Genomic DNA, 24,295 nt, shown 5'->3' with positions numbered 1-24,295 from the left:
GACTAGAAATGTGGACGGGCGCCGGATTATCCAGTCCGGCGCCCGAACCTTTTGAGGCAAAGAACAATGGCAACAAAACTCACCTCAGCACAACAGCAGCGTATGCTGCGCGTCGGCGAGCAGGTCCGCGCCGCGATCACCCAGGTCCTGCAGCGCGGCGAAGTGCGCGACGACCTGATCGAAAAGACCGTCATCTCGATTTCCGAAGTCCGCATGTCGACCGATCTGAAGGTCGCGACGGCTTTCGTGACGCCGCTCGGTGTCGAAGATCATGCCGCGATCATCGCGGCGCTGAACCGCCACGCCAAATACATTCGCGGCCGTCTCGGCCCGCAGCTCCGGCAGATGAAATACATGCCGGAAGTCCGTTTCCGCGACGATACGAGCTTCGACAACTACAAGAAGATCGACGAGTTGCTGCGCTCGCCCGAGGTCATGCGTGACCTTGAAGGCGGCGACACCGAAGAACAATCATAGAAGAGCCTTATGTCCAAACCACGTAAGCCCAAAGGCCGCCCGATCTCGGGCTGGCTTATCCTTGACAAGCCGGTCGATTTTGGCTCGACTGAAGCCGTCTCCAAGATCAAGTGGCTGTTCAAGGCGCAGAAGTGCGGCCATGCCGGTACGCTCGATCCGCTGGCCTCCGGCATGCTGCCTATCGCCCTTGGCGACGCCACCAAGACCGTGCCCTACGTCATGGACGGCCGCAAGATCTATGAATTCACCGTCACCTGGGGCGAAGAACGCGCCACCGACGATCTCGAGGGCGAAGTCACCCGGAGCTCCGACACGCGCCCGACCGAACAGCAGATCCGCGATCTGCTGCCTGAGTATACCGGCATCATCAGCCAGATCCCGCCGCAGTTCTCCGCCATCAAGATCGCCGGCGAGCGCGCTTACGATCTGGCTCGCGAAGGCGAAACCGTCGAGATCCCGTCGCGCGAAGTCGAGATCTTCCGCCTGACGCTGCTCGACTGCCCGGATGCAGACACCGCGCATTTCGAGGTCGAATGCGGCAAGGGCACCTATGTCCGGGCGCTGGCCCGCGATTTCGGTCGCGAATTCGGCTGCTACGGCCATATTTCGGATCTGCGCCGCAGCTTCGTCGCTCCGTTTGCCGAAGACAGCATGATCCCGCTCGCCGATCTCGTCGCCCTTGAGGAAATCGAGGATATAGACGAGCGCCTGGCAGCCCTCGATGCGCTGCTGATCGACACCAGCGAAGCACTGTCGTCACTGCCGCATCTCGTTGTCAACGACGACCAGGCCCACCGCCTGAAGATGGGCAATCCCATCCTCGTGCGCGGCCGTGACGCTCCGGTTGCCGAAAGCGAAGCCTATGCCACCGCCCGCGGCAAGCTGGTCGCCATCGGCGAAATCGGCCAGGGCGAGTTCCGCCCCAAGCGCGTCTTCGGCTGAGGCCGATGTCAGGCGGAGGCGTGCTCGGCATGCCTCTTCCCTTTGCTGCCCGAATGGTCTATAGGCAGCGCCAGCATTAGGCACGGCTTGAATGCATTCGCGGCCAAAGCTGGACGACATCCCGGCTTTTGGCGACCTTATATCCTCTCATCGAAAGGAACATACGATGTCGATTACTGCTGAGCGCAAGGCTGCTTTGATCAAGGAATACGCAACGGTTGAAGGCGACACCGGTTCGCCGGAAGTACAGGTTGCCATCCTGACCGAGCGTATCAACAACCTGACCGGCCACTTCAAGGACCACAAGAAGGATAACCATTCCCGCCGTGGTCTGCTGACGATGGTTTCCAGCCGCCGCTCGCTTCTTGACTACCTCAAGAAGAAGAACGAAGGCCGTTACACCAAGCTGATCGCCAGCCTGGGTATCCGCCGCTAAGGCTTTTGTCGGCGGGCGCTCCTTCAGGACGCCCGCCGCATTTCTTTCGGGGGAGTGTTTTCCCCGACCCCGCGATACGCAAGGAGGCGTGCGGGACTATCAGGCGGACCCGGATGGGCCGGATCTGCCAAAACCAAACCGTTGACCTGTCATGGGGCAGGATTGCCGGATGCTTTCGGCCAGGGCGCACACCTTGGCCCGGTTTCTGCGAAGAGACCGATGTTGCAAAGCCTCCCGTTGTCTTGCCCATGATGTGTCATCATTGATTGCGGTCGACTGCGCGCCGTGCCCTCTTTGGCAATGGCGCGTCTTCCCGCATTGAAGGACAAGACATATGTTTGACACCCATACCGTTGAAATTGAATGGGCAGGCCGCCCACTCAAGCTCGAAACCGGCAAGATCGCCCGCCAGGCTGACGGCGCCGTTCTCGCCACCTACGGCGAAACCGTTGTTCTCGCCACCGTCGTTTCGGCCAAGTCGCCGAAGCCGGGCCAGGACTTCTTCCCGCTGACCGTCAACTACCAGGAAAAGACCTACGCAGCCGGCAAGATCCCCGGCGGCTACTTCAAGCGCGAAGGTCGTCCGTCCGAGAAGGAAACGCTGGTTTCGCGTCTGATCGACCGTCCGATCCGCCCGCTGTTCCCGGAAGGCTACAAGAACGACACCCAGGTTGTCGTCACCGTCATCCAGCACGACCTTGAGAACGATCCTGACGTATTGTCGATGGTTGCCGCTTCCGCAGCGCTCACCCTTTCCGGCATTCCCTTCATGGGCCCGGTCGGCGGCGCACGCGTCGGCTACATCAACGGCGAATACGTTCTCAACCCGCATCTCGACGAGATGGAAGAATCGGTTCTGGACCTGGTTGTTGCCGGCACCCACGACGCCGTTCTGATGGTTGAATCCGAAGCCAAGGAACTCAACGAAGAAGTCATGCTCGGCGCTGTGATGTTCGGTCATCGCGGCTTCCAGCCGGTTCTCGACGCGATCATCAAGCTCGCCGAAGTTGCCGCCAAGGAGCCTCGCGATTTCCAGCCGGAAGATCATTCCGAGCTCGAAGCCGAAATGCTCAAGCACTTCGAAGCCGAACTGCGCGTCGCCTACAAGAACACCCAGAAGGCTGAACGCTACGCTGCCGTCGACGCCGTCAAGGCGAAGGTCAAGGCACACTTCTTCCCGGAAGGCGCAGAGCCGAAGTACACCGCCGAAGTCATCGGCGCGACCTTCAAGCACCTGCAGGCGAAGATCGTTCGCTGGAACATCCTCGACACCAAGAGCCGCATCGACGGCCGTGACCTGTCGACCGTTCGTGCCATTGTATCGGAAGTCGGCATCCTGCCACGCACCCACGGTTCGGCCCTGTTCACCCGCGGTGAAACACAGGCAATCGTTGTTGCCACGCTCGGCACCGGCGAAGACGAACAGTATGTCGATTCGCTCACCGGCATGTACAAGGAGCGCTTCCTGCTCCATTACAACTTCCCTCCCTACTCGGTTGGCGAAACCGGCCGCATGGGCTCCCCGGGTCGCCGCGAAATCGGCCACGGCAAGCTCGCATGGCGCGCTATCCGCCCGATGCTGCCGTCGGCTGACCAGTTCCCCTACACGCTGCGCGTCGTCTCCGAGATCACCGAGTCGAACGGCTCGTCCTCGATGGCAACCGTCTGCGGCACTTCGCTCGCTCTGATGGACGCAGGCGTTCCTTTGGCCAAGCCGGTTGCCGGTATTGCCATGGGCCTGATCCTCGAAGGCGAACGCTTTGCCGTTCTCTCCGACATCCTCGGCGACGAAGATCACCTCGGCGACATGGACTTCAAGGTTGCCGGCACTGCCGACGGCATCACCTCGCTGCAGATGGACATCAAGATCGCCGGTATCACCGAAGAGATCATGAAGGTTGCTCTGGAGCAGGCTCAGGGCGGTCGCAAGCACATCCTCGGCGAAATGGCCAACGCCATCACCGAAGGTCGCTCGCAGCTCGGCGAATTCGCACCACGCATCGAAGTGATGAACATCCCGGTCGACAAGATCCGTGAAGTTATCGGTTCGGGCGGCAAGGTCATCCGCGAAATCGTCGAAAAGACCGGCGCCAAGATCAACATCGAAGACGACGGCACCGTGAAGATCGCATCGTCGTCGGGCAAGGAAATCGAAGCGGCCCGCAAGTGGATCCACTCGATCGTTGCCGAGCCTGAGATCAACCAGATCTACGAAGGTACGGTCGTAAAGACCGCCGACTTCGGCGCATTCGTCAACTTCTTCGGCGCCCGCGACGGCCTCGTCCACATCTCGCAGCTCGCTTCGGATCGCGTTGCCAAGACCCAGGACGTCGTCAAGGAAGGCCAGAAGGTTTGGGTCAAGCTCCTCGGCTTCGACGAGCGCGGCAAGGTCCGCCTGTCGATGAAGGTTGTCGATCAGGCAACCGGCCAGGAAATCGCTGCCGACAAGAAGAAGGAAGAAGCAGCCGAGTAAGCTGCGCCTTCCGAAGACTTCATGGGCGCGGGAATCTTCTCGCGCCCTTTTTCTATTCGAGATCGAGATAAAACCATGACCAGCGAGACGCTGAAGACACTGTTCCACCCCTTTGTAAGCGGCACCGTCGAGGCGCCCGGCGAGGGCGAGCGCGTGCTTTTCCTTGGCGCCGAGGCAGGCTTCGCCCTGCCGGAGGGCTTTGCCGCCTCGCTGAGCGCCGTACAGGGCTTCAAGCCTTTGTACCGGCAGTTGCTCGCCCAGCGCATCGAGACCACGCCTGAGATCGAGGGTGAGGATTATGATGCCGTTCTGGTGCTCTGCAACAAGCACAAGGGCGAGAACGAGGCGAACGTCGCCACCGCGCTTGGTCGCGTTAAGGTGGGCGGTCTCGTCGTCGTCGCCGGCGGCAAGGAAGATGGCGTCCAGCCGCTGCGCAAGCGCATGGAAGCCTTCGGCCTGTCGATCGAGCACATGCCGAAGTACCACGGCGTCGCCTTCTGGTTCGGCGCACCCGAAGACAGCAGCGCGATCATCGCCAAGTTCGCCAAGCCGCCGGTGCGCGTCGATGGCCGCTTCCAGGCATCCGCCGGTATGTTCTCGCATGATCGCATCGATGACGGTTCGGAACTGCTCGCCTCGCGCCTGCCGGTCGATTTCACCGGCGACGTCGCTGATTTCGGCGCCGGCTGGGGTTATCTCTCGGTCGAGATGGCGGCACGTTCGCCAGGCGTCAGCCGTCTGGACCTCTACGAGGCCAACCATGCCGCTTTGGAGGCCGCCAAGGCCAACATGGGTGAGAACTGCCCGAACCTAGCCGCACGTTATTTCTGGCACGATCTGACGGGCGAGCCGGTCAAGGACAAGTATGACCTGATCATCATGAACCCGCCGTTCCACGAAGGCCATGCTGCAGAGCCTGCACTCGGCCAGGCGATGATCAAGATGGCAGCCTCATCGCTGCGCGGCGGCGGTCGCCTGCTGCTGGTCGCCAATCGCGGCATGCCCTACGAGCCTGTTCTGGCCGAACACTTCAAGGAAAGCGGCGAAACCTGCCGCAACGCCCGCTTCAAGGTCCTCTGGGCGAAGAAGTAAGGAAGCTGCTACAGTCATGTGGACGGGTTTGTTGGTTGAGCAAACCCGCCACCCACCGGGTTTTCCGGTGCCATATGACGCGCACAACAGCGATGCTGCGGCCAATGCAGAATAACGGTTCTTTGGATGTCAGTTCATCGGCCGAGCAACGGCCGAAGCGAAATCGCGTCCTACTGAGGAATGCCTTCCCGAAAGGGTGGCATTTGGATGTCGCGAGATTCACGAACTTCTTCGACGCCAGCGATATCGCGCAGCCGTCCCACAAGCGCCTCCTCGGCGCTGCCATAGATCGCGCCGATCTCCGGCAACACCCTGTCAACCTTGAAGCCTTGGCGTGAAATCGTCTCGGCGATCGCACTCGTCTCATCGAAGTGGTTGTCATCGATGACGACGGCGTAGCTGAGCCTGCTCATCATGTACCTCTTTCCGGCCGTCTATCAGCCACAAGGATATAGGCGCTTTTTAGCGGATCTTCAACTAACAGGATTTGACGGGGCGGTAACGAGGCCCACGCCGACGTCGCGTCGATTATGTGGCAATGGCCGTGCATTATTTCTTAACGCCTCTAACAGAGCCCGCCCGCGCATGCTGGCGTCGCTCTCCGCCCAAAGTGCCGCAACCCCCGCAACATGCGGGCAGGCCATGCTTGAGCCATCCATTATGCGGTAGAGGCGCGGACTTGGCGAGGACGAAAATATACCAACTCCAGGTGCGACCAGATCGATTTCTCCACCATCTGGATTAATACCGCCGTTGGAAAAGCTCGCCGGCTGGTAGAGCGCATCGACTGCGCCGACGGCCACAATGGAGGGCGCATTTGCGGGTGAGCTGACGGGCGCGATGGCGCCGAAAGTTCGGTTGCTGTCGTTGCCGGCCGCGGCGCAGACGAGGCTCCCGCTGTCGAGAGCAATGCGCCCTATGCGCTCGTAAATTCGGCTGTAGGACTCGCCCTGCCGCACTGGGCTTCCGAGCGACAGTGAAATCACAGCGCATTGCTGATTGATGGCCCAACTGATGCCGGCGATGATATCGCTCTCCGCGGCAAAGCCGGAATTGTTCAAGACCTTGCCGATATAGAGTTCCGCGTCGGGCGCGACGCCGTATCGCGGTGTGCCCGCCATCCGGGACTTCCCGGCCGCGGTCCCTGCGCAATGCGTACCATGCCCCTGCACGTCGTCAATCGTTTCCCCGGCAACGAAAGATCGGGTAACGATAGGACGCCCGACGAAATCTGGATGCGCAAGGTCTATTCCGGTGTCCAGGATCGCTATCTTGATCCCTTTGCCGGTAAAGGCGGATTGAAGTGCGTGGGTGGCTCCGATGCCCCAAGTCGCTTCGGCGGTGTCGCGAAACTCCTGCAGTCCGAATAGGTAGAACTCGGGGCGCGCTTCGGCGATCTCATCCCGTTGTCCCAATTCCGCCATTGCCGCAGCGATTTGTTGCCGTTTGCGAGGCACGACCACAGCCAGCTTGATGTCTTCGAAAAGGATTATGCCGCCGTCGGGCGCCGGGGGCACCATTTGTAGTTCGCTCATCACGGCGACGGAGACATCAGTGCCCGTATACTGCCTAAGCGCATCGACGCCCGATCCGATGGAGGCGTCCTCTTCAAGGCTCACCAGCCACGATCCAGTAAGCCGGGGACGCATGGCGTCGAGAAGCGGATCTGCTTTAGGTGCGGTCAACATTTGAGGTGTCATTTTGTCCCCCTTGGTGCATCAGGGGGACATTACAATTTTTGATATATATTACAATCAACCCAATCGAGGGTTGAGCCATCCCTCAGATTGAGCGAGGTTGCATTCCTTCTACGCGACGTCCGCCCCGCGCAACGCCTCGAGCGTCGGCATCGAGGTGATGTTGAATCCCGCATCGACGAAGTGGATTTCGCCGGTGACGCCAGCCGACATGTCGGAGAGCAGGTAGAGCGCCGAGTTGCCGACGTTGTCGATGGTCACGGTCTTGCGCAGCGGCGCGTTCTGCTGGTTCCACGACAGGATGGCGCGGGCGTCGGAAATGCCGGCGCCGGCAAGCGTGCGGATCGGGCCTGCGGAGATCGCGTTAACGCGAACACCCTTCGGGCCGTAATCGGCCGCCAGGTAGCGCACGGAGGCTTCCAGAGCCGCCTTGGCGACGCCCATGACGTTATAGTTCGGGATCACGCGGGTCGAGCCGTTATAGGTCAGCGTCAGCATCGAGCCGCCATCGGTCATCAGCGGCGCGCAGCGCTTGGCGATCTCGGTGAAGGAGAAGCAGGAGATCACCATCGTGCGGCTGAAATTGTCGCGCGTGGTGTCGGCGTAGAGGCCCTTCAGCTCGTTCTTGTCGGAAAAGCCGATGGCGTGAACGACGAAGTCGAGCTTGCCCCAGCGCTCCTTGATGGCGTCGATGGTGGCATCGACCGATGCGATATCCTCGACATCGCAAGGCAGGATGAAGTCGGAGCCGACCTCGGCCGCCAGCGGCCGGACGCGCTTGCCCAGGGCATCGCCCTGGTAGGTGAAGGCAAGCTCGGCGCCCTGTGCGGCCAGCGCCTTGGAAATGCCCCAGGCGATCGAATGGCTGTTCGCAACGCCCATGATAAGCCCGCGCTTACCCTGCATGATACCCGTCATATTATTATCCGTTATAGCGCTGGAAGACGAGGGTGGCGTTGGTGCCGCCGAAGCCGAAGGAGTTGGAAAGGGCGATGTCGATCTTGGCATCGTCGATGCGCTTGCGAACGATCGGCACGCCGTCGAATTCGGGGTCGAGTTCGGTGATGTGCGCGCTTTCGCCGATGAAACCGGCCTGCATCATCAGCAGCGAGTAGATCGATTCCTGCACGCCGGCGGCACCCAGCGAATGGCCGGTCAGCGACTTGGTCGACTGGATGTGCGGGATCTTGTTGCCGAACACTTCGCGGATCGCGCCGATTTCCTTGCTGTCGCCAACAGGGGTCGAGGTGCCGTGGGTGTTGACGTAGTCGACGTCGCCCTTCACCGTTGCCAGCGCCTGGCGCATGCAGCGGATCGCGCCTTCGCCTGATGGAGCGACCATGTCGTAACCATCCGACGTTGCGCCGTAACCGACGATTTCGGCATAGATCTTGGCGCCGCGGGCCTTGGCATGCTCGAGTTCTTCGAGAACCAGCACGCCGGCACCGCCAGCGATGACGAAGCCGTCACGGGTGGCGTCATAGGCGCGCGAAGCAGTCTCGGGCGTGTCGTTGTACTTTGAGGACATGGCGCCCATCGCGTCGAACAGGTTCGACATCGTCCAGTCGAGATCTTCGTGACCGCCGGCGAACATGATGTCCTGCTTGCCCCACTGGATCATCTCAGCAGCATTGCCGATGCAATGCGCCGAGGTCGAGCAGGCCGACGAGATCGAGTAGTTGACGCCGTAGATCTTGAACCAGGTGGCGAGCGTCGCCGATGCCGTGGACGACATCGCCTTCGGCACGGCAAACGGGCCGATGCGCTTCGGGCTGTTGTTCTTGATGGTGATTTCCGCGGCTTCGATCAGCGTGCGGGTGGACGGCCCGCCCGAGCCCATGATGATGCCGGTGCGCTCGTTGTTGCTGATGTCGCTCTCTTCGAGACCGGAATCGGCAATCGCCTGCTTCATCGCGACATGGTTCCAGGCGCCGCCCTGGGAGAGGAAGCGCATGGCGCGGCGATCGACCATATCGGTCGGATCGAGCGTCGGGCTGCCCCAGACCTGGCACTTGAAGCCATGCTCGGCGAAGTCGTTGGAAAAGGAAATGCCGGACTTGGCATCGCGCAGCGAGGCAGTGACCTCGGCGGCATCATTGCCGATCGAGGAAACAACGCCCAGACCCGTGACAACTACCCGTCTCATGTGTTTCCACCTTTTCGTTTCTTTTTAACTTGGAAAACCGGGCAAGCGTGCCCGGTGCAATCACTCGGCCTTGTCTTTTGACAGGCCGACGCGCAGGTCACTTGCCTGGTAGATGACTTCGCCGTCGGCCTTCAGCCAGCCGTCGGCGGTACCGAGCACGAGGCGCCCGCGCATGACGCGCTTGAAATCGATGCCGTACTCCAGCAGCTTCGTCGTTGGGCGGATCATGCCCTTGAACTTCACTTCGCCGGTCGACAGCGCCATGCCGCGGCCAGGTTCGCCGAGCCAGCCCAGGAAGAAGCCGGTCAGCTGCCACATGCCGTCGAGGCCAAGGCAGCCGGGCATGATCGGGTTGCCCTGGAAATGGCAGGGAAAATACCAGTCATCGGGCTTCACGTCGTATTCGGCGCGAATGTAGCCCTTGTCGAAGGTGCCGCCTGTTTCGGAAATGTCGGTAATGCGGTGGACCATCAGCATCGGCGGGAGCGGCAACTGCGCATTGCCCGGGCCGAACAGTTCGCCGCGGCCACAGGCCAGGATTTCCTCGTAGTTGAAGCTGGATTGTTTCGTCGCCATGAAAACTCTAATTCCCCCCGCAACCTTGCCGATGGATGTGAACGTTTAGTCCAAGTTCAGCGGAAAATGAAGCATAAGCATGACTAGGCTTCATCCACCAATATGAACAGGCATATGCCCTATTTGGTGGTCGCATACAGGAAGGCCAAGGCCGCGGCCAGAGTTAATTGCGCCAAAAGCCCGATTTTGCGGCGCTTTGACACCTGTTGTCCCCATTGAAACTATTGAAAGCCTTCCGTGCAAAAGTTATATGGCTAAGGAAACCTGATTGCAGGATGCTAGATTAACCGGAGTTTGTTGATGGCGGCTGAAGCCCCTCTTACCATTGAAGCAAGGTTGCGAGGCGCCAGCCTCAGGCCGACGCGCCAGCGCGTCGCGCTCGGCGACCTGCTCTTTGCCAAGGGCGACCGTCACCTGACCGTCGAGGAACTGCACGAAGAAGCGGTGCAAGCCGGCGTTCCCGTGTCTCTGGCAACGGTCTACAACACGCTGCACCAGTTCACCGAGGCTGGCATGATCCGCGTTCTCGCGGTCGAAAGCGCCAAGACCTATTTCGACACCAATATCTCCGACCACCACCATTTCTTCGTCGAAGGCGACAATGACGTGCTCGATATTCCGGTGAGCAATCTGACGATCGCCAATCTGCCGGAGCCGCCCGAAGGCATGGAAATCGCCCATGTCGACGTGGTCATCCGCCTGCGCCCGAAGCAGCGCTGATCTACATCACGTCGTCTGGGTGCCGGCCGGGCTTGGCCTTGTAGGTCGGAAACGTCCATCCGTAATAGAGCGCGCCGCCGCGAACGGCAAAGGCCGCAAGCATGCCGACGGCCGATGCCGAATAGAGCGGCAGATCGAGCGCATTCGCCCCCGTAAAGATCCCGGCGCCCACCAATGCCGCAGTGATGTAGATCTCCGGCCGCAGCAGCACCGATGGCTCGTTGGCGAGCAGATCGCGCAAGATACCGCCGAATGAGGCCGTCAGCGTGCCGGTGACGATCGCGATCGTCGGCGAACCGCTGGCAGCCAGCCCCTTGGCAGCCCCCATCACGCAATAGGCAGACAGCCCCACGGCATCCAGCCAGATCAGCAACCGGTAGCGCGATTCGACCAGGTGGGCGGTGAAGAACACCACGATGCCGGCAGCGCAGCAGATCAGGAGATAGGTCGGGTTGAGCACCCAGAACACGGGCACCCGCCCGAGAACGATGTCGCGCACCGTGCCGCCGCCGGTACCTGTGATGACGGCGAAGAACAGGAAGCCGATCAGATCCAGCTGCTTGCGCGACGCAGCAAGCGCGCCTGTCGCCGCAAACAGGCCAACGCCGGCATAATCCAGATAAACGAACGGCGACATCCAGTGCTCCAGTGCCGGTACTCAGGTCCCGGCGCGATATTTCCCTCGAATAATCATGGCGGCAAGGGCGGCGCAAGCCGGATCATCCAAACTCGCCAACCAAGACCGTCCTTGTCCGACGAAAAGAGAACCTGTGAAAACGCTCCTGATCGCCCTGAACCTCGTTGCCCTGCTGGTCGCACCCGTTGCTGCCCATGCCCAGCAATCGCTGATCTCCGACCCGGAGATCTACGAAAAGACCCATTTCCAGAAGCAATGCACCAAGGCCGAGTTCTCGGACGACTTCGTCATCCGCAAGGACATCAACAATGACGGATTGGTCGATGCCGTCGTCAACGAAGGCGGCCTGACCTGCGATGGGGTGAAGGGGCCGCAGTGCGACGAGGATGGCTGCATCTACAATTTCTATCTGCAGGTCGCCGAAGGCGGTTACTTCATGATCGCCACCGCCAAGATCTATGGCTTCGATTTCGTCCAGCGTTTCGGCAACCAGGTACTGGCCATGAAAATGCATCCGCGCTTCTGCGAGCGGCCGGCCGGTGATGAAAACAAGGAACCTTGCATCGTCACCACCCGCGTCCGTGGAACGAAATTCGTGACCATCTCGAAAAAATAGCCGGACTTCACGCCGGATAAAGCGCCGAGGTGCGCCCGGCGAAATAATAGCCGACCAGGCCGAACCACTCGCGGATCGCTGTCGCCATGTTCTGCGAATTCCGGCTCGGCTGGGTAAAATCCAGCGCCAGTCGCTCGTGCCCGTCGGTCCGGTAGTCGGTCGGCCATGGCACGACATCGATGCCGAGCTTGCGGAAGATGCCGACCGAGCGCGGCATGTGATAGCCTGATGTGATCAGCAGGCAATTGGATAGTCCCTGGCTCGCCAGCAGATCCTTGGTGTTGACGGCATTTTCGAATGTCGTGCGCGACGTCGTCTCTTCGACCAGGCGCTCCTTGGCGACGCCGAACAGCGGGAAGAAGCGGCCGGACATCACCGCATCGCCCTCGTAGACCCCAGACATCGACCCATCGCCGCCCGAAACCAGAATGCGCGACTGAGGATATTTCTGCGCCAGCCGCAGCGTCTCGATGAACCGGTCGCCACCGGCATTCATCTCGATCCCGTGGCGCGCGGTGTTCACCTCGTTCTCGAAGCCGCCGCCGAGTACGATCATGCATGTCAGCGTTGCGGGATCTTCCGGCTTGGCAAAGCGATCCTCCAACCCCTGCAGCATGTAGTTGCCGACGGTCGTATAGAGCGTCACGAACAGGATCAGGCATGCGCCGGCAGTCGAGAGCAGACTGATCACCCGCAAGCGGATCAGGCCGGCGATCAGCGCCAGAAGCACCAACAGGAAGGCAAGCGACAGCGGCTGCCCGAAAACCCAGACGAGTTTTGAAAAGAGAAACACGCGATCCGCTCCATCATCCGTTTGGCGAAGGTCTAGCTGATTCGCAGGCTCGAGAGTGCGACGATCACCTGGCGCGCGCTACCGGCCGCGGCGTGGCATTCTGGTTGAAGCGCCGGTGCAGCGGCTTGGGGATCAACAGCGCCGCAAACGCGATCATTATCGCAAAGGCGGCGATCAGCCACAGCGTCGCAGCGCCGGCGATCTGCACCAGCAGCGCGCCGGTAATGGCGCCGGCCAGCATGCCGAGCCACGGAACGATCTGGATCGTCCATTCGAAATGCCGGTCGCCAAGCATCCAGCGCCCGATACCGCGCCCGAAGCGCGACAGCGCCCCGGTTACATAGGTCAGCCCGATCGGCAGCCCCTCGATGTGCTCGACCGCGGCGTTCACCATGCCCATCGACGCGACGATCAGGTAGAACCGCGGCAAAACCAGCCCGGCATTGGTCATCACCGATGCCAGCGCCAGCGTCAGCCCGACGCAGCCGAGCACCACGAAGATCCGCCTGTCGGCAAAATGCGCAATCACGATGCCGGCGGCATTGCCGAGCACGAAGACGGTGATGGCCGCAATCAGAACCGCCGCATGCTGGAAATTTCCGTCACCGAGCGACAGCGCCGTGCGCGTGGTATTCCCGGTCATGAACGAGACGAAATCGCCGCTCAGAACGAGCCCGGTCGCATCGGTCATCCCCGCCAAAAACGAAATCGCCCCCGCCAGCGCAAGCCCCGTGGCCCTCCGGCGCGTATGAATGATATGCCGTCGTCTCTGTCGTGTCACGGATGGGTTCCAGACTTTGGCCGCCCGACGCTCGCGCAAATCAGGCTTCGGCCTGCAATGCAGACGATCCGGCAGGACGCGAAATGCGTCGGGGGTTGCCGGAGCCCGCGGATTGAAACGGATTCTCTTAAAATGGATAGGCAAACCAGCATAAGACCTGCCGCACACGAAAATCAATTCGTGTATTTCACGCTTGTTAGTCTAGCCGCAATTTCATGGAAAAAAGATTTGGTGGAGCTAAGCGGGATCGAACCGCTGACCTCTTGCATGCCATGCAAGCGCTCTCCCAGCTGAGCTATAGCCCCATCAAGGTAGTCCCGGATTTCTCCGGTCCTGGGATGCTTCGCAAGGCGCTGTGCCTTGCGGAGTGGCGGCTTAATACGTGCGGTTTTCGCAGATAGCAAGCCTAAAAAATCGGCCCGGTGATTTTTCTCGCCCGGGCCGATCCGCAATCGAAATCAGACGTCTTCTTCGTCGCCGGTCACGCCGATGATGTCGCTCATGTCGTCATCATCGTCGTCTTCGTCGGCTTCGAGGAAGGTGTCGTCGTCGTCATCGCCTTCGATTTCGACGTCGTCATCGCCCATGTCAGGGATGTCGTCGCCGGATGCGCCTTCATCGGCGTCCTCGAGCGAAACCAGTTCGACTTCCGTGCTTTCGGTATCGACTTCGGCGACCTCTTCCTCTTCCTGGGCGGCTTCAGCTGCTGCAGCAGCCGAGGTTTCCACGAAATAGGAGAGGGGATAGGACTTGCCCGTGTAAGGAGAAACGATCGGGTTCCGGTTCAGGTCGTAAAACTTCTTGCCGGTTTCCGGATCGGTACGCTTGGTTCCAAGTTCAGCTTTCGCCACTGTTGAGCCTCGTGATCGTGAGAATAGCCGAACCTAAGATTCGGCAAATGCCGTTGAAACCGGCGTTCTATTCGGAATTTATAAGCCGGTCCCCATAATCGTTGCAGCCGTCCATGTCAAAGCCAAACTTCATATGCCGCCGATGCAGTGCCTGCCGCAGGCTGGATGACCGTGCCGGTGCTTTGTGCTAATGAGCCGCGAAATATCCATGTCCAACCCAATGCCGGCCGATCCGGCAGCCGAAACAGGCAGGCGACGATGTACCAGCCACCGCATTTCAGGGAAGACGATCTCAAGGTTCAGCACGCGCTGATCCGCGCCCATCCGCTGGGTTTGCTGATCACGGCAGGCGCCTCCGGGCTGATGGCGAACGCCGTGCCGTTTCACCTGGATGCCGATGCCTCCGAAAAAGGGACCCTGCGCCTGCATGTCGCCAGAGCCAATCCGCAATGGCGCGATCTCGAGGCGGGCGCCGAGCCGCTGGTAATCTTCCAGGGCGCCGACAGCTATGTGACGCCGTCGTGGTGCGAGACCAAGCGCGAGACCGGCAAGGTCGTGCCGACCTGGAATTATGCGATGGTGCAGGTGAAGGGCGTGGCCCGTGTCATCGACGACGCCGACTGGCTGCTGGCGCAGATCACCGCGCTGACCGCTGAGCACGAGGGCCCCCGCGAAAAGCCGTGGGCGGTCGATGATGCGCCCGACGCGTTCATCCGGGCGCAGATGCGGGGCATCATCGGCATCGAAATCGAGATCGCCGCGATCGAGGGCAAATGGAAGGTCAGCCAGAACCGACCGGTCGCCGACCGGGAGGGCGTGGCCGCAGGGCTCGGTGAAGCCGCCGATCAGGCCGAGATGACCGGGCTTGTCCGTCGTTACGGCGGCCTGCCGGATGCCGACTGAAAAACAAAGCCGACCGAACAATCGCGATAGAATAGAGAAACGACACACGCCGATGAATTCCAACGCCTTCGTCATTGCCATCGATGGACCGGCCGCTGCCGGCAAGGGCACGCTGTCGCGGCAGATTGCCGATGTCTACGGCTTCCATCATCTCGACACCGGCCTGACCTACCGCGCCACCGCCAAGGCGCTACTCGATGCCGGCCTGCCGCTCGATGACGAGGCCACCGCCGAAAAGATCGCCCGCGAGGTTGAACTCGCCGGCCTCGATCGCGATATGCTCTCGCAACACGAGATCGGCGAAGCCGCCTCGAAGATTGCCGTGATGCCGGCCGTGCGTCGTGCGCTGGTCGAGGCGCAACGCCGGTTTGCCGAAAAGCAGCCCGGTACGGTGCTTGATGGTCGCGATATCGGAACGGTGGTCTGCCCGCAGGCGCCGGTGAAACTCTACGTGACGGCGTCTGCCGAGGTGCGCGCCAGGCGCCGTTTCGACGAGATCCTTGGCCGCGGCGTTACGGCTGATTTCGAGGCGATTTTCGAGGACGTCAAGCGGCGTGACGAGCGCGATATGGGCCGCGCCGACAGCCCTTTGAAACCAGCCGAAGACGCGCACTTGCTTGATACGTCGGAAATGAGTATAGAGGCCGCGTTTCAAGCAGCAAAATCGGTCATCGATTTGGCCTTGAGCCGAAATACATGAATTCAAGCGATATGCCTGGGCCTTGCCCGGGTCGCTTTTAGAAGACAAGCCTGAAATTCCGTCCAAGCGCCGGATTGCCTTCCATGAGAGGGCGGACTGGGTTCAGGCTCATTCAACACGAACCAACCGGTGCATACGTGTCCAGGTTTTAGGACACGCAGGAGATTTCATGTCTGTAGCTACTCCATCTCGCGAAGATTTCGCGGCCCTTCTGGAAGAATCCTTTGCCAAGAACGATCTGGCTGAAGGCTATGTAACCAAGGGTATCGTAACGGCAATCGAGAAGGACTCGGCCGTTGTCGACGTCGGCCTCAAGGTCGAAGGTCGCATCCTGCTCAAGGAATTCGGCGCCAAGGCCAAGGACGGCACGCTCAAGGTCGGCGACGAAGTCGAAGTTTATGTTGAGCGCATCGAAAACGCGCTCGGCGAAGCAGTTCTGTCGCGCGAAAAGGCTCGCCGCGAAGAAAGCTGGATCAAGCTCGAAGCCAAGTTCGAAGCTGGTGAGCGCGTTGAAGGCGTTATCTTCAACCAGGTTAAGGGCGGCTTCACGGTCGACCTCGACGGCGCGATTGCCTTCCTGCCACGTTCGCAGGTCGACATCCGCCCGATCCGCGACGTTACCCCGCTGATGCACAACCCGCAGCCCTTCGAAATCCTCAAGATGGACAAGCGTCGCGGCAACATCGTTGTATCGCGTCGTACGGTTCTGGAAGAATCCCGTGCCGAGCAGCGTTCTGAAATCGTTCAGAACCTCGAAGAAGGCCAGGTTGTTGACGGCGTCGTCAAGAACATCACCGATTACGGTGCGTTCGTTGACCTCGGCGGCATCGACGGCCTGCTGCACGTCACCGACATGGCATGGCGCCGTGTGAACCATCCTTCGGAAATCCTGAACATCGGCCAGCAGGTCAAGGTTCAGATCATCCGCATCAACCAGGAAACCCACCGCATCTCGCTCGGCATGAAGCAGCTCGAGTCTGATCCTTGGGATGGCATCCAGGCCAAGTATCCGGAAGGCAAGAAGATTTCCGGTACCGTCACGAACATCACCGACTACGGTGCGTTCGTCGAGCTGGAGCCAGGCATCGAAGGCCTGATCCACATCTCGGAAATGTCCTGGACCAAGAAGAACGTACACCCCGGCAAGATCTTGTCCACAACGCAGGAAGTCGAAGTCGTCGTTCTCGAAGTCGATCCGTCCAAGCGTCGTATTTCGCTCGGCCTCAAGCAGACGCTGGAAAATCCGTGGGCGGCATTCGCTCGCAATCATCCGGCTGGCACTGAAGTCGAAGGCGAAGTCAAGAACAAGACCGAATTCGGCCTGTTCATTGGTCTCGACGGCGACGTTGACGGCATGGTGCACCTCTCCGACCTCGACTGGAACCGTCCGGGCGAACAGGTCATCGAAGAGTTCAACAAGGGCGACGTCGTCAAGGCTGTCGTTCTCGATGTGGACGTCGAAAAGGAACGCATCTCGCTCGGCATCAAGCAGCTCGGCAAGGATGCAGTCGGCGAAGCCGCTGCTTCTGGCGAACTGCGCAAGAATGCAGTCGTTTCCTGCGAAGTTCTCGCAGTCAACGATGGCGGTATCGAAGTGAAGCTCGTCGAGCACGAAGACATCACCTCGTTCATCCGCCGTGCAGACCTTGCACGCGACCGCGACGATCAGCGCCCTGAGCGCTTCTCGGTTGGCCAGACGGTTGACGCTCGCGTCACCAACTTCTCGAAGAAGGACCGCAAGGTCATGCTTTCGATCAAGGCTCTGGAAATCGCTGAAGAGAAGGAAGCTGTTGCTCAGTTCGGTTCGTCCGACAGTGGCGCATCGCTCGGCGACATTCTCGGCGCGGCTCTGAAGAACCGCAGCGAGTAATCGCTGGCCTTCAAGGCCTGAAGAATAAGAAAACCCGCCGGAGCGATCCGGCGGGTTTTCTGTTTGAAGCAATGTCAGGAAATGGCTGAGCCCGTTGGCCTGCGCTGCCGAAGACTTATTCCCAGCCGACCATGCGCTTGTAGCGGGCATAGGCCTCATCGATCACCGGCGTCATCGGCAGGCTGGGCGCCGGCAACATCAGCATGCCGCTGGCTGCAACGCGAGCGGGCTCTGCGGCGGTCGTGGCGATCTGTGCAGTCGGCTCGTCTTCGGCGTCGCCTGGTGCGGCGGAAAGCACCGGCTCCTCTTCATGCTCCGGTGCGGCCTGTGCCTCGGCTTCTTCCTCTTCCCCATCCTTGGGCAGATCGCCGTTGTGGTCCTCGCGGTTCATCTCGTGCGAGCCGCCATCGTCGGTTTCGTCCTTGGCAAAATCGTAAGGCTGGATCGCATAGGGCACGCCCTCGACAATCCGCATCATGACAGGCGCATAGGTGGCGTCGATCATCTGCCGCGCGGCCGACGGCACCGCGGCCTCGGTGGCCGGCTGATCGTTTGCGGCCGCCCGCGCTGCGGCAGCCTCCAGTGCCGAGGGTGCTGAGAGCGGGTTCGCCTGGCGGGTGGTACCGCCCGGCAGCAGTGTCTGGTCCGATGGCCGGGTCAGATTGTCCGGAATGTCTGCGATCAGCGTATCGTCGAGCAGCACATCGATCTCGATTGCCGGCTCCACATCGGCAGCCTCCAGCAAAACCTCGGACTGTTGATCGCGGATGATCACGACGATCATGTCCGTCTCATCCTTCGAGAGCGAGGCAGCGATACCGGCCCAGCTCTTCGGAATGATCGGATCGGATTTCGCCGTAGCCGACCGGGCGTCCGCTTCTGTCGTCTCGTCCACCGCTTCGGCCGCAACCGCCAGCGTTTCCGGCTCGGCAATCAGGGCCGCTTCGTCCGTCTCTGCCGCTTCAGCGGCCTTGTTGCTGCCTGTACTCGCCACGACGACGGCATCCGCCGCATCTGCTGCCTCGGCAGCGTTCAGAAGCGTGCCGGCTGATACCACAGGCTGTTCGGCGATATCGGCATCCGTAGCCGCGTCTCCCGCGATAGTCGCATTGCCGGCAGGCGCTTCGGCCTCGACATCAACGGGCAGGCTAGGTAGCGCACGCGCCGCCGCCGCAGGCACACTGTCGCGATGCAGGCTGATCTCAGGTCGTTGCTCCGGCCGCGCCGGTAGCGGCGAGCCGTCGTTCTGGCCGTAGGATCGCACAACGGCTCGTGTCGCGAGATCGCGATCCTTGAAGCCGATGGTTTCGAGGTAGGCGGCAATTCGCGTCGCTTCCGATCCGGCCGGGTTCTTCAGCGCTTCGGCAAGCAGGCGAAGCGGAATGGTGTGGCCCTGGGCGGCAAGCTGGCGCTCGACGGCCTCGATCTTGGCGGCCGGCAGCTTCTGGATCGCATCGGCAAGGCGTGCCGCAAACACCAGTTCCGGTTCGTCCCCGTCGCGCGGCTGCGCGATGGCGTCACCGGCCGCATTTAGCACATCGAGCAGCGCTTCGACCATGCGGGCGCGGACGGCGAGCAGCAGGATGTTGAGCTTGGCAGTCACGGCGGAGGTAAGATCCGGGCTTTCGACCTGATTGACCGGAGCGCTAGTCGCAGCAGTGCGCACGATATCATCGGCACCGAGCAGTGATGCCGATCCCTGCGATGGAAAGCTTGAACTTGACGCTGCACGAACTGGAGTCAACATGGCATGCTTCCTCTTTCGTAAAGTGCGATAAAGCAGGTTACAGGAAAGCCGCGCTCATCCGGCTCATGCATTCTCCGGCCATTTCTCGTGCCTGGAGGGCGCTGCATTGCGCCGCCGAATGCCTAGAAGTTAATGAGTATCCTAGCGATTCACCGTTAACGAAACACTAACGTTTCGGTGCATGCCGCCAAGCACCCGGTTCGGGCCGCGGGCAAGCGCGCAATTGCCCTCAGCTATGGGCAAAAATATCGGTCTCTTCCCAACCCAGCAGATCGAGCTTGGAGCGCGTCGCAAGAAACGCGAAGCAGGCGGTGGCATGCTCCATCCGGCCGTCGCGCACCAGCCGTTCGGTCAGCTTGTCGCGCAGCGCGTGCAAATAAAGCACGTCGGAGGCCGCATATTCGAGCTGCGCCTGCGACAGCTTCGCTGCTGCCCAGTCGGACGACTGCTGCGTCTTGGAGATATCGACCTCGAGCATCTCCTTGAGATTGTCCTTCAGGCCGTGCCGATCCGTATAGGTGCGGCAGAGGCGCGAGGCGATCTTGGTGCAGAAGATCGACTGCGTGGTGACGCCGAAGGCATTGAACAGCACGGCGATGTCGAAACGTCCATAATGGAAGATCTTCTGCTGCGACGCGTCGGCAAGCATGGCCGCAAGGTTCGGCGCCTCTTTCTGCCCGGCCGCGATGCGGATCACATCGGCGGTGCCGTCGCCGGAAGAGAGCTGTACGACGCACAGACGGTCGCGGCGCGGCACCAGGCCGAGTGTCTCGGTGTCGATCGCGATCGCGCCGGTGTAGCGGGCAGCATCGGCTGGGGAGATATCGCCCTCGTGGTAACGGATCTTGGCGGCCATCGCTCTCGTCTTTCGCTCAAACTTCTATTCTCGCGCTATAGCGCAAAGGCGGTCCCAGCGAAACCGCCTCGTGCCGAAACGCCACGCCAAACCAGCTGAAACGCTCAGCCGCGGGCAGCATCCGGCGCAGTCTGCCAGTCCGGCAGAGGAAACAGCCGGTCATAGGCCCAGTTGAAGGCGAAGGCGTAGACCAGATAGAAAGCCGCAAACGACACGTCCATCAGGAAGGCCTGCATCAGGCTGACGCCGAGATACCAGGCAATCAGCGGCAGCAGCGCCACCAGCAATCCGCCCTCGAACAGCACGGCATGCAGCATGCGCATTGCCATGCTCTTCTGCGTGCCGCCTGTCATGCGCTGCATGGCGTGGTCGAAGCCGAGATTGTAGAGATAGTTCCAGGCGGTCGCCACCGTGGCGCTGGCAATGCCGACGATGCCGATATCGGCGATCGGCATGCCAAAGGCCAGCGCGCCGAGCGGCGTGATGATGGCGAGGCCGATGATTTCGAAGCTGATGGCGTGACGGATGCGGTCTGGGACGGATCTCATGAATAACCCCTATGGGAAAATGTCGGGTCGTCCCGAATTCAAGCCCATACGGCGGAGGTCGTCCTCACATTGCTCATATAGGGATCGAAACTCTCGGGAGCAAGATCGGGAGATCAGTAGTGCGGCGGACGCGTCACCGCAGGCGCTTCGAGCGACTGTTCCTCCAGCGACAGAAACCGCTCCGTCAGCCGGTCGAGCTTGGCGCGCATCTGTTCGACCACCTTCCATTGCTCCGTCAGCTGGTCGGAAAGCTCCTCGATCGCCTTTGCCTGGTGGGCAATGATTTCCTCAAGCTGGGTGATACGGCTCGTCTCGTCGGACATCGGGCTCTCCTTTGCCGCAACCGGCCTTTTCCTGCGCTCTCCAAATCGGAAATAGCCGGCGAGGTCAATCATTTCGAGAGCCGCAAAGCGATTCGCAAAAGTGAACCGTTTGGTTACTAAAAGCCCTTGCCGCGACTTTTGTTGTGCGCTAGGCCGATAGCAGTCAGGGAGGAATACTGATGGATGTTGGCAATGGATTTCTTCATCCGGACCGGCTTTTTCCAGCCGATCCGGCCACGCGCAGCATCGCGCGCGACCTTTACGAGACGGTAAGCGGCCTGCCGATCGTCAGTCCGCACGGCCACACGGAGCCATCCTGGTTCGCAGACGACAAACCCTTCGAGGATGCGTCGTCGCTGCTGGTCATTCCCGATCACTATCTGTTCCGCATGCTGCACAGCGTCGGCGTCAAGCTCGACGACCTCGGCGTGCCGCGCCTCGACGGCAAGCCCGTCTCATCAGGCCGCGCCATCTGGCGCGCCTTCGCTGCCCATTATCATCTCTTCCGCGGCACGCCATCCAGTCTCTGGGTCGATCACGCCATGTCGGCCGTGCTTGGCTGCACCGAGCCACTAACGGCCGAAAATGCCGATGCGCTCTACGATCACATCAACGCCCAGCTGGCGCTGCCCGAATTTCGCCCGCGCGCCCTCCACAAGCGCTTCGGCATCGAAACCATCGCCACCACCGAAGGCGCGCTCGATCCGCTGGTGCATCACCAGAAGATGGCCGAAGACGGCTGGATCGGCCGCGTTCGCACCACCTATCGCCCGGATAGCGTCACCGACCCGGATGCCGTCGGCTTCCGCGACAATCTCGCTCGTCTGGGTGAGCTGACCGATTGCGACGTGGCGACCTGGGACGGCCTGATCGACGCCCATCGCAAGCGCCGCGCCTATTTCCGCCAGTATGGCGCCACCGCCACCGACCACGGCGTCCCGACCCCCTTCACCGCCGACCTGCCGCTTGCCGACAGCCAGCGCCTGCTCGACAAGGCCCACAAGGGCACCTTGAGCGCCGACGAAGCCGAGCTGTTCCGCGGCCAGATGCTGACCGAAATGGCCGGCCTGTCGGCCGAAGACGGCATGACCATGCAGATCCACGCCGGATCGCGCCGCAACACAGACCGCGAACTGTTTCAGACCCGCGGCCCGAACATGGGTGCCGATATTCCGGGCCCGACCGATTGGGTCGGCGGTCTGGCCGCCCTGCTGTCGAAATACGGCCATGCGCAGGGCCTGCGCGTCCTGCTCTTCACGCTCGACGAAACAACCTATGCCCGCGAGCTTGCGCCGATGGCCGGCCATTGGCCGTGCCTGATGATCGGCCCGCCCTGGTGGTTCTACGACAGTCCCGCCGGCATTCGCCGCTACCTCGATCAGGTGGTCGAGACCGCTGGCTTTGCCAACATGGCGGGCTTCAACGACGACACCCGCGCACTGCTCTCGATCCCCGCTCGCCACGATGTCTGGCGTCGCGAAGTTTGCGGCTTCCTGGCAGGGCTCGTGGCCGAGCACCGCATCTCCCGCAAGGATGCCGGGATCGTCGCCGGCGAACTCTCCTATGGCAACGCGAAGAAGGCCTACAAGCTGTGACCGAACGATTGACCAGCCTCACCGGCCTTGCGCCCGGCGCCAGACTGCCCGCCTTTGATCGCACGGTGCTGAAGCCGGGCATCCTGCATCTCGGTCCCGGCGCCTTCTTCCGCGCCCATTTCGCCCCCTTCACCGACGCAGCGCTGGCCCATGCCGGCGGCGATTGGGGGATCGAGGTGGCAAGCCTGCGCACCGCGGATGTCGCCGATCACCTGAACGAGCAGAACGGCCTCTACACCATGCTGGTGCGCGACACAGAGGGCACCGTAGCCCATGTGATGGGCCCGATCCTGAAGGCGCATGTGGCGACGCGCAATCCCGGCGACCTCCTGCAGCGTCTCGAAGACCCCGCCATCCGCATCGTCAGCCTGACCGTCACCGAAAAGGCCTATGGCTTCGACGCCGCCACCGGCGGCCTCGATCTCAAGCATGCCGATATCGCCGCCGACCTCGCCAGCCCGCACGCCCCGCGCGGCGTCATCGGCTATCTGGTCGAAGGCCTGTCGCGCCGCCACGCCAAGGGCATCGCCCCGTTCACGCCGCTCAGCTGCGACAATCTCCCGAGCAACGGCGCCGTGCTGAAGCGCCTGGTGCTCGATTTCGCCGAGCGCACCGATCCCGCGCTTCGCCAGTGGATCGATGCGAATGTCCCGTTCCCCTCGACGATGGTCGATCGCATCACGCCTGCGAGCACCGACGCCACCTATCGCGACGCCGAGACGCTGACCGGCCGCACCGACCTTGCGGCGATCGAGACCGAGCCCTTCACCCAATGGGTGATCGAGGATCATTTCGTGGGCGGCCGTCCCGCTTGGGAGAAGGCCGGCGCGCTGATGGTCGAGGATGTCTCGGCCTATGAGAAGATGAAGCTCAGGATGCTGAACGGCGCCCACTCGCTGCTCGCCTATCTCGGCTATATCGCCGGCTATGAATTCATCCGCGATGTCATGGACGATACCGGTCTCGCAGCGCTCGCCCATCGCCACATGAACGCCGCCGCGGCGACACTAGATGCGGTCCCCGGCATCGATCTCGATGCCTATGCCGACGAGCTGATGGCTCGCTTCGCCAACAAGGCGATCGCCCACCGCACCTACCAGATCGCCATGGACGGCACCCAGAAGCTGCCGCAGCGCCTGCTGGAACCGGCAACCGAAGCGCTGGCTCAGGGCAGCAAGGCCGAAACCTACGCCATCGCGGTGGCTGCCTGGATGCGCTACGCGCTCGGCACCGACCGCAAGGGCAATAGCTACGACCTCCGCGACCCCCGCGCCGCCGAGATCGCAGCACTCCTCGCCGACGTCCCCCGCAACGGCGGTGCCGTCTCCGCTGCCTTGTTCACGCTCCCCGGGCTGTTCCCAGCGGCGCTGACCGACAATGCGGCCTGGACCGAGGATGTGGCCAACAAGCTGGAGATCCTGATCCAGGACGGCAAGCTGCCGTTGTTTTGAGGGTGATGGGGAGGGCACGCGCTCTTCGGGGCGAGTGTCCCGCGCCGGCTTTCCTTGTGCCGTGG

Annotated in this window: 25 protein-coding genes and 1 tRNA gene; 12 read left to right on the top strand and 14 right to left on the bottom strand. The window is 61.5% G+C overall.

Going from position 1 to position 24,295, the window contains the following annotated elements:
• Positions 1-66: 66 nt before the first annotated feature.
• The 5 genes from rbfA (at position 67) to GVL52_RS21615 (ending at position 5,420) form a co-directional block, all read left to right on the top strand.
• Complete coding sequence (rbfA, locus tag GVL52_RS21635; protein ID WP_160010958.1) at positions 67-477, top strand: 30S ribosome-binding factor RbfA; 411 nt, start codon at positions 67-69, stop codon at positions 475-477.
• A gap of 9 nt (positions 478-486) precedes the next feature.
• Entirely contained in the window at positions 487-1,419 is a 933-nt protein-coding gene (gene truB, locus GVL52_RS21630; RefSeq protein ID WP_160010956.1) for a tRNA pseudouridine(55) synthase TruB, read from the top strand.
• A 166-nt stretch (positions 1,420-1,585) separates the two neighbouring features.
• On the top strand, positions 1,586-1,855 hold the full coding sequence (rpsO, locus tag GVL52_RS21625) for a 30S ribosomal protein S15 (RefSeq protein ID WP_047454019.1): 270 nt from the start codon (positions 1,586-1,588) through the stop codon (positions 1,853-1,855).
• Positions 1,856-2,189: 334 nt separating this feature from the next.
• Positions 2,190-4,328 carry a polyribonucleotide nucleotidyltransferase gene (gene pnp / locus GVL52_RS21620; RefSeq protein ID WP_160010954.1) on the top strand — a complete coding sequence of 713 codons (2,139 nt, stop codon included), beginning with the start codon at positions 2,190-2,192 and terminating at the stop codon, positions 4,326-4,328.
• A 75-nt stretch (positions 4,329-4,403) separates the two neighbouring features.
• A complete protein-coding gene (locus GVL52_RS21615) occupies positions 4,404-5,420 on the top strand; it encodes a class I SAM-dependent methyltransferase (RefSeq protein ID WP_160010952.1) in 1,017 nt (338 codons plus the stop codon).
• A 170-nt stretch (positions 5,421-5,590) separates the two neighbouring features.
• Here the strand turns inward: GVL52_RS21615 and GVL52_RS21610 are convergent, their stop codons facing one another.
• The 5 genes from GVL52_RS21610 to fabA form a co-directional block, all read right to left on the bottom strand.
• Entirely contained in the window at positions 5,591-5,833 is a 243-nt protein-coding gene (locus GVL52_RS21610; RefSeq protein WP_160010950.1) for a hypothetical protein, read from the bottom strand.
• A 60-nt stretch (positions 5,834-5,893) separates the two neighbouring features.
• On the bottom strand, positions 5,894-7,120 hold the full coding sequence (locus GVL52_RS21605) for a S8 family serine peptidase (RefSeq protein ID WP_244619248.1): 1,227 nt from the start codon (positions 7,118-7,120) through the stop codon (positions 5,894-5,896).
• Between the two features lie 108 nt (positions 7,121-7,228).
• Positions 7,229-8,035 (bottom strand): enoyl-ACP reductase FabI, encoded by an 807-nt coding sequence (gene fabI / locus GVL52_RS21600; RefSeq protein WP_160010948.1) that lies wholly within the window; start codon positions 8,033-8,035, stop codon positions 7,229-7,231.
• A gap of 4 nt (positions 8,036-8,039) precedes the next feature.
• Positions 8,040-9,263 carry a beta-ketoacyl-ACP synthase I gene (gene fabB, locus GVL52_RS21595; protein ID WP_160010947.1) on the bottom strand — a complete coding sequence of 408 codons (1,224 nt, stop codon included), beginning with the start codon at positions 9,261-9,263 and terminating at the stop codon, positions 8,040-8,042.
• A 60-nt stretch (positions 9,264-9,323) separates the two neighbouring features.
• Positions 9,324-9,839: a 3-hydroxyacyl-[acyl-carrier-protein] dehydratase FabA gene (fabA, locus tag GVL52_RS21590; RefSeq protein WP_160010945.1), complete on the bottom strand. Its 516-nt coding sequence runs from the start codon at positions 9,837-9,839 to the stop codon at positions 9,324-9,326.
• 300 nt (positions 9,840-10,139) lie between these two features.
• Between fabA and irrA the strand changes: the two genes are divergently transcribed.
• Complete coding sequence (gene irrA, locus GVL52_RS21585; RefSeq protein ID WP_160010943.1) at positions 10,140-10,559, top strand: iron response transcriptional regulator IrrA; 420 nt, start codon at positions 10,140-10,142, stop codon at positions 10,557-10,559.
• Position 10,560: 1 nt separating this feature from the next.
• Here the strand turns inward: irrA and GVL52_RS21580 are convergent, their stop codons facing one another.
• Entirely contained in the window at positions 10,561-11,196 is a 636-nt protein-coding gene (locus tag GVL52_RS21580) for a trimeric intracellular cation channel family protein (protein ID WP_160010941.1), read from the bottom strand.
• Positions 11,197-11,329: 133 nt separating this feature from the next.
• On the opposite strand from GVL52_RS21580, the gene GVL52_RS21575 reads away from it, so the two are divergent.
• Positions 11,330-11,812, top strand: coding sequence for a hypothetical protein (locus GVL52_RS21575; RefSeq protein ID WP_160010939.1), 483 nt, complete (start codon positions 11,330-11,332; stop codon positions 11,810-11,812).
• 7 nt (positions 11,813-11,819) lie between these two features.
• Here GVL52_RS21575 and GVL52_RS21570 read toward each other — a convergent pair whose 3' ends face one another.
• The 4 genes from GVL52_RS21570 to GVL52_RS21555 form a co-directional block, all read right to left on the bottom strand.
• On the bottom strand, positions 11,820-12,605 hold the full coding sequence (locus tag GVL52_RS21570; RefSeq protein WP_160010937.1) for a YdcF family protein: 786 nt from the start codon (positions 12,603-12,605) through the stop codon (positions 11,820-11,822).
• Positions 12,606-12,669: 64 nt separating this feature from the next.
• On the bottom strand, positions 12,670-13,386 hold the full coding sequence (locus tag GVL52_RS21565) for a YoaK family protein (RefSeq protein ID WP_160010935.1): 717 nt from the start codon (positions 13,384-13,386) through the stop codon (positions 12,670-12,672).
• A 229-nt stretch (positions 13,387-13,615) separates the two neighbouring features.
• Positions 13,616-13,691 (bottom strand) — tRNA-Ala (locus GVL52_RS21560).
• 153 nt (positions 13,692-13,844) lie between these two features.
• Positions 13,845-14,237, bottom strand: a complete 393-nt coding sequence (locus GVL52_RS21555; protein ID WP_160010933.1) for a TIGR02300 family protein — start codon at positions 14,235-14,237, stop codon at positions 13,845-13,847.
• A 258-nt stretch (positions 14,238-14,495) separates the two neighbouring features.
• Between GVL52_RS21555 and GVL52_RS21550 the strand changes: the two genes are divergently transcribed.
• From GVL52_RS21550 to rpsA, 3 genes are all read left to right on the top strand, one after another.
• On the top strand, positions 14,496-15,140 hold the full coding sequence (locus GVL52_RS21550) for an FMN-binding negative transcriptional regulator (RefSeq protein WP_160010931.1): 645 nt from the start codon (positions 14,496-14,498) through the stop codon (positions 15,138-15,140).
• Positions 15,141-15,192: 52 nt separating this feature from the next.
• Positions 15,193-15,840 carry a (d)CMP kinase gene (gene cmk / locus GVL52_RS21545; RefSeq protein ID WP_160010929.1) on the top strand — a complete coding sequence of 216 codons (648 nt, stop codon included), beginning with the start codon at positions 15,193-15,195 and terminating at the stop codon, positions 15,838-15,840.
• Positions 15,841-16,009: 169 nt separating this feature from the next.
• Positions 16,010-17,710, top strand: a complete 1,701-nt coding sequence (gene rpsA, locus GVL52_RS21540) for a 30S ribosomal protein S1 (protein ID WP_160010927.1) — start codon at positions 16,010-16,012, stop codon at positions 17,708-17,710.
• A 115-nt stretch (positions 17,711-17,825) separates the two neighbouring features.
• On the opposite strand, the gene GVL52_RS21535 is transcribed toward rpsA, so the two are convergent.
• The 4 genes from GVL52_RS21535 to GVL52_RS21520 all read right to left on the bottom strand — a co-directional run bounded on the left by GVL52_RS21535 (position 17,826) and on the right by GVL52_RS21520 (position 21,184).
• On the bottom strand, positions 17,826-19,457 hold the full coding sequence (locus GVL52_RS21535; RefSeq protein ID WP_160010925.1) for a hypothetical protein: 1,632 nt from the start codon (positions 19,455-19,457) through the stop codon (positions 17,826-17,828).
• A 229-nt stretch (positions 19,458-19,686) separates the two neighbouring features.
• The gene (locus GVL52_RS21530; protein WP_160010923.1) at positions 19,687-20,313 is read right to left on the bottom strand and encodes a ribonuclease D; all 627 of its coding nucleotides are present in this window, start codon (positions 20,311-20,313) and stop codon (positions 19,687-19,689) included.
• Positions 20,314-20,417: 104 nt separating this feature from the next.
• Positions 20,418-20,861 carry a PACE efflux transporter gene (locus GVL52_RS21525; protein WP_160010921.1) on the bottom strand — a complete coding sequence of 148 codons (444 nt, stop codon included), beginning with the start codon at positions 20,859-20,861 and terminating at the stop codon, positions 20,418-20,420.
• Positions 20,862-20,974: 113 nt separating this feature from the next.
• On the bottom strand, positions 20,975-21,184 hold the full coding sequence (locus tag GVL52_RS21520; protein ID WP_160010919.1) for a SlyX family protein: 210 nt from the start codon (positions 21,182-21,184) through the stop codon (positions 20,975-20,977).
• Between the two features lie 179 nt (positions 21,185-21,363).
• Between GVL52_RS21520 and uxaC the strand changes: the two genes are divergently transcribed.
• Together uxaC and GVL52_RS21510 are read left to right on the top strand one after the other, a co-directional pair.
• Positions 21,364-22,779, top strand: a complete 1,416-nt coding sequence (gene uxaC / locus GVL52_RS21515; RefSeq protein WP_160010917.1) for a glucuronate isomerase — start codon at positions 21,364-21,366, stop codon at positions 22,777-22,779.
• Positions 22,776-24,230 (top strand): mannitol dehydrogenase family protein, encoded by a 1,455-nt coding sequence (locus GVL52_RS21510; protein ID WP_160010915.1) that lies wholly within the window; start codon positions 22,776-22,778, stop codon positions 24,228-24,230. Before uxaC ends, GVL52_RS21510 begins: the two co-directional genes overlap by 4 nt.
• The last annotated feature ends 65 nt before the right edge of the window (positions 24,231-24,295 follow it).

The organism is Rhizobium sp. 18055 (genome assembly GCF_902706285.1).
In the GTDB taxonomy this organism is placed as follows: Bacteria; Pseudomonadota; Alphaproteobacteria; order Rhizobiales; family Rhizobiaceae; genus Rhizobium.
The sequence above is the reverse complement of the archived record's forward strand: the minus strand, read 5'-3'. Positions and strand labels throughout refer to the sequence as shown.